Here is a 4,310-nt window from a genome sequence, read left to right as displayed (position 1 = left end):
AGTTTTTCTTGCGGAGGCGTGGCTTTGGCGCATCATATTCTTAATGGTTCTGTAGAGAATGGCAGTTACTGGTCTCCCTGCAATAACGGTATTTGGTCAACAGATGATATTTAATTAAATAGCAAATAAATAGGAAGCCTAAAAATTAATTTATGAATTTTATAAAATTGAATCTGTCAAGTAGGTTTTTTATAATAGCTGTACCTTTAATTTTAATGGCACTTTTTTTTAGTAATATTTCATCTTTCGCCCAAAATAGTGAAAAAGAGTCTATCCCTTACAATAGCAACTTTTTGTATAAATACGGCATTTCCCCAAAAGTTTTTAATCTTTTGCTTTCCCCGATGTATCAGGAAGAGGTATCCTTTTCTGCCGATTGGACCCTTTCAAAAAATGGAAATGATCAGAAAAATCAAATAAACCTTCAAATGGATTACGATCCATATTACGAATTTGGCAACCAACTTTTTGTTATTGTTCGAGATCAAAACATATATCAGTATTGGTCAAAAAGACAAATCAAGAAATATATAGCTGTTCAAAATGAGAAATTCAAAAATCTGAAAGATTTTAATTTGGTGAATCAAGATGATATTCATTTTTTAAAACAATCAGGGGACAGTACTATATTCTCATTCTCCCTTCACAAACCTTTTATTCCTTGGAAGATTAAGCATATTGGCAATTTTACAGGGCAAATGTATCTCCTAGATGGAGATTTAAAGAAAATCTCTTTAAATTCTGTAAAAGACTTTAAACTAAACGGGGTGCGGTATGACACATATACAGCATCAGTATATTTCATGGGTAATCGCGAAAAAGGGTATTTGGTTGATTATTTCCAAACTAGTGGATCGGGAATAAAAAAAGGAGAATCATACAACTATTCAGAGAATCTGAATATTAAATTTTATAAGGATAAGGAAAAGAATACAATAGAAAATTTCCCAACTTCTTTTTGGGAACTTGAAACAAACAATGGCCCTGCCGACACCTTGATGATTAGATTAGAAAGATCCTTGCCTTTTTTAGGTAATGCTGCTAGGAAAGCGGGATACGAATTACCACAACCATGGGGAATCAATCTTTTTAGCCACTTTCAGAAGGAGTCATATAATTTAAATAACATTGTCCTTAATGGAATTAATTTGTCTGAATTGCTTTTCCAACAGGGAGGTTCAACGGCTGATTTGGACATTGGAGTAACAGCTGGAATGGCTGATGTCTGGGTTTTACCCTTTTTGAATTTTTCGGTACTTTCAGGTAGAATTTTCGGTAACACGAATGTACGGTTTGAGTTAAATGATGAAATCAAAGATATTCTAGGGTGGATAGGCGAGCCTGCAGATGCATTGGAATTCAATGTTGACGTTGGCGGTTCAATTTCGGGGGTCGGTATGACATTTGCAGGCGGGTATAAGAATCTATTCGCAACATTAGCTACTCAGTATATGGTGCAAACCACTGAGGCTTCAGGTTCTACAGTACGTGCATTCATTGCAACTCCATTGATTGGATTGAGGATGCCGAAAATTGTCAACGTTATGATTGGAGCACAATATCAATATTCTGACACAGAAGTATCAGGTTCATTTAATCTTTCCGGATCTGAAAATTCTTTTTCACTTAATCTCGAACCCAAAACATGGAATTTTATGATGGGTATCCAGCGGGACATTTCTAATCATTGGACAGGGGCTTTTCAAGTAGGAATGGGTGAGAGAAAATCTTCAACCTTGGTAGTAGGCTATAGATTTTAATTTATGGTGAGTTTCTTGATAGAAATTTCATTTTCAAGCTTAGACCTTGAATTTTCTTAATCATTATAAATCATATGCCTGAAGAATATTTGATTATTCGAAAAAAAGTAAATCACTTTATGAAGAAGGAATCAACCTGATCCGTTCGTCATCCTGTGGCTTTTTTCTGTATTCTTATTGAAGGATAAACCTATTTCTTCGGTTCAACTAAAAATGGATCAGCTTTCAGTTCTTTTACGATTTCATAAATTGTTTCCTGTGCTTTCACGCTGTTGCCAACTTCATTAAGAGGAGGTGAAATCACCGCGATACCAAATTTGCCTGGGCAGGCAGCAATAATTCCTCCCCCAACTCCACTTTTACCCGGTAAACCAACCGCGTAAAGCCACTGACCCGAATCATCATAAAGACCCGCAGTTGCCATAATGGACATAGTGAAAGCAGCAGTCTCAGGCGATACGACTGTCTTTTTTGAAATAGGATTGGTGCCACCGTTAGCTAATGTAGCAGCCATTATAGCAAGGTCTTTTACATTTACATTTATAGCGCATTGCTTGGTGTAAACATCTGTAGATTGTACCGGATCAAAATACATTCTTCCATATGCATTCAACAAATGGGCGATCGCCTGATTACGCAAATTGTCTCCTGCTTCACTGATATACACTGGCATATTTATTTTCAGATCCGCTGAGGCAAAGTCGTTGTGGGTTTGCAAAATGTTTTTCCATTTGGCGGCTGAATCGATTCCGGAAATTAAACTGACTGCTGCAATTGCGCCCGGATTTACCAGTGGATTGATCTCTTTTCCTTTTTTTAATTCAATGGCGATAATTGAATTGAAACTGAGTCCGGTTGCATCCACTCCAATCTTTTCCATGATGGCTTTGGGTCCTTGTTCTTCAATTAGCCGAGCAACGGTAAATACTTTAGATATAGATTGAATAGAAACGCGCGAGTCCAGATCACCTTTCGTAAACACTTGACCATCTGTCGTTACAATTACAATACCATAGATAGTTGGATCGACATTGGCTAACTCCTTTATATAATCGGCATTCTTTCCTTCATTGAAGTTGTATAATTTTTTGTATGCATTGTCAATGGCTGTTTGATAAGGCGATACTGTTGCTTCGTTTTTTTTTCTTTTGGAGGTTTGGGCTAAAGTAATGGAAAGTCCTGCCAAGATAAGTACAGTTATCATGCATACAGTCCTGATTATTGTTTTCATGGCGGTGAATTAAAATTAGTTAAGGTTTTCTTTAAACTCTTGTGAGAAATTGAATCGGAATGAGCATTGAATTTTAGTGGCGGAGGTACTCCAATCATCCCTATAGTTTTCTCGGTCAAACCACTGAAGTTCAATTCCTGCCATCATATTTTTTACAGGATAATACAGCAAGTTGGCAGAAATATATTGCCCTTTTTTAAAAGCATTATAGGCCTGTCCGTCAGTGTTTTTTATGCTAACGAGTGAATAACCGATTGCGCTGCTAAATTTTTCATTCCAAGAATGGTCCAAAAAAGCAACAGCCCCGACAATAGGAAGTGCAACACCCTTTACGGGGGAAATTATATTCTCAGGTATGTTTTTTAAGCTGATGTCCACCGGTGCATCATTGAAGTAATTTTGAATTCCTTCACCATAAACTAGTTGACCTCGAAAAATGTCATTCTTGGTGAGATTAACATTGGTACTCAAATTAAGTCCCCATCCCAATGCATTTCCGGATAAATCATATAAATCATTGTTCTTATCTTCCCACTTAATACTTCGGACAATACCTGCTAATTCGACATAACCAAAGTTGGTGTTACGATGGTATTCAAATGAAAAATCAGGGACCGGGAAACGCATGTAAACTCCCTCTAACTCCACCCTGTCGGAATAGATTCCTTGGTCGGCACTCGCTCCGGGCTTTTCCAGCGCAAAAGATAAATATGTATCGCCTTGAATGGGTTGGTATCGAATCTGCACGTTTCGGAAGAACACCATCCCATTGGGACCCCAATAGTCAAGTGTATTTGGAAATACATTGATGTCCATAAAAGGACTATGAGATTGTCCAATGCTTAATTTGCCTAATTCCGCGTATGCATGCCTTAATCGCATAGTCGTTTTTCCCGCATCCGGACCGGTGCCGAACATATCTATCTCAAAAAAAGTTTTCAATACTCCAAGTGGTGTTTTAAAATAGTTTTTCAAACCAAGCCGGGTTTGGCGAACGGAAAAAAAGAAATTACCATTCGTTCCGAATTCATTTGTAAAGCTAGGAAGTTTGGTGGGTCGCATTACATCAAACCAACTCGGGTCAATCTGATTAATATTATACCCGGCATCCATCATGATAAAACCAAAGAATTCCATACTTTTCGTTTTCCCTTCTTCCTGTGCCTGTAATGAATGGGAAATTCCCACTGATAACACAGCTAATACGAGTAGCCAACTATTTATTGCTTGTTTTATCATTAAGAATATATGTTATTTTTATGTGTTGTTAATTTAAATGTAACCAATTTTCATTCACATTTTGAAAGATTCACCATTGT

Annotated in this window: 3 protein-coding genes; 1 reads left to right on the top strand and 2 read right to left on the bottom strand. The window is 37.1% G+C overall.

All coding sequences use genetic code 11. From position 1 onward, the window contains the following. Window positions 1-152 precede the first annotated feature (152 nt). Window positions 153-1,760: a hypothetical protein gene (locus ACZFYI_RS16435; RefSeq protein ID WP_462525216.1), complete on the top strand. Its 1,608-nt coding sequence runs from the start codon at window positions 153-155 to the stop codon at window positions 1,758-1,760. A gap of 190 nt (window positions 1,761-1,950) precedes the next feature. Here ACZFYI_RS16435 and glsA read toward each other — a convergent pair whose 3' ends face one another. Beyond that, window positions 1,951-2,991, bottom strand: coding sequence for a glutaminase A (gene glsA / locus ACZFYI_RS16430; protein WP_462525215.1), 1,041 nt, complete (start codon window positions 2,989-2,991; stop codon window positions 1,951-1,953). Window positions 2,992-3,006: 15 nt separating this feature from the next. Further along, complete coding sequence (locus ACZFYI_RS16425) at window positions 3,007-4,230, bottom strand: DcaP family trimeric outer membrane transporter (protein WP_462525214.1); 1,224 nt, start codon at window positions 4,228-4,230, stop codon at window positions 3,007-3,009. Between the last annotated feature and the right edge of the window lie 80 nt (window positions 4,231-4,310).

Source organism: Aquiflexum sp. (assembly GCF_977115555.1).
Note: the sequence above shows the minus strand (reverse complement) of the source record. Positions and strands in the feature narration are given on the sequence as shown.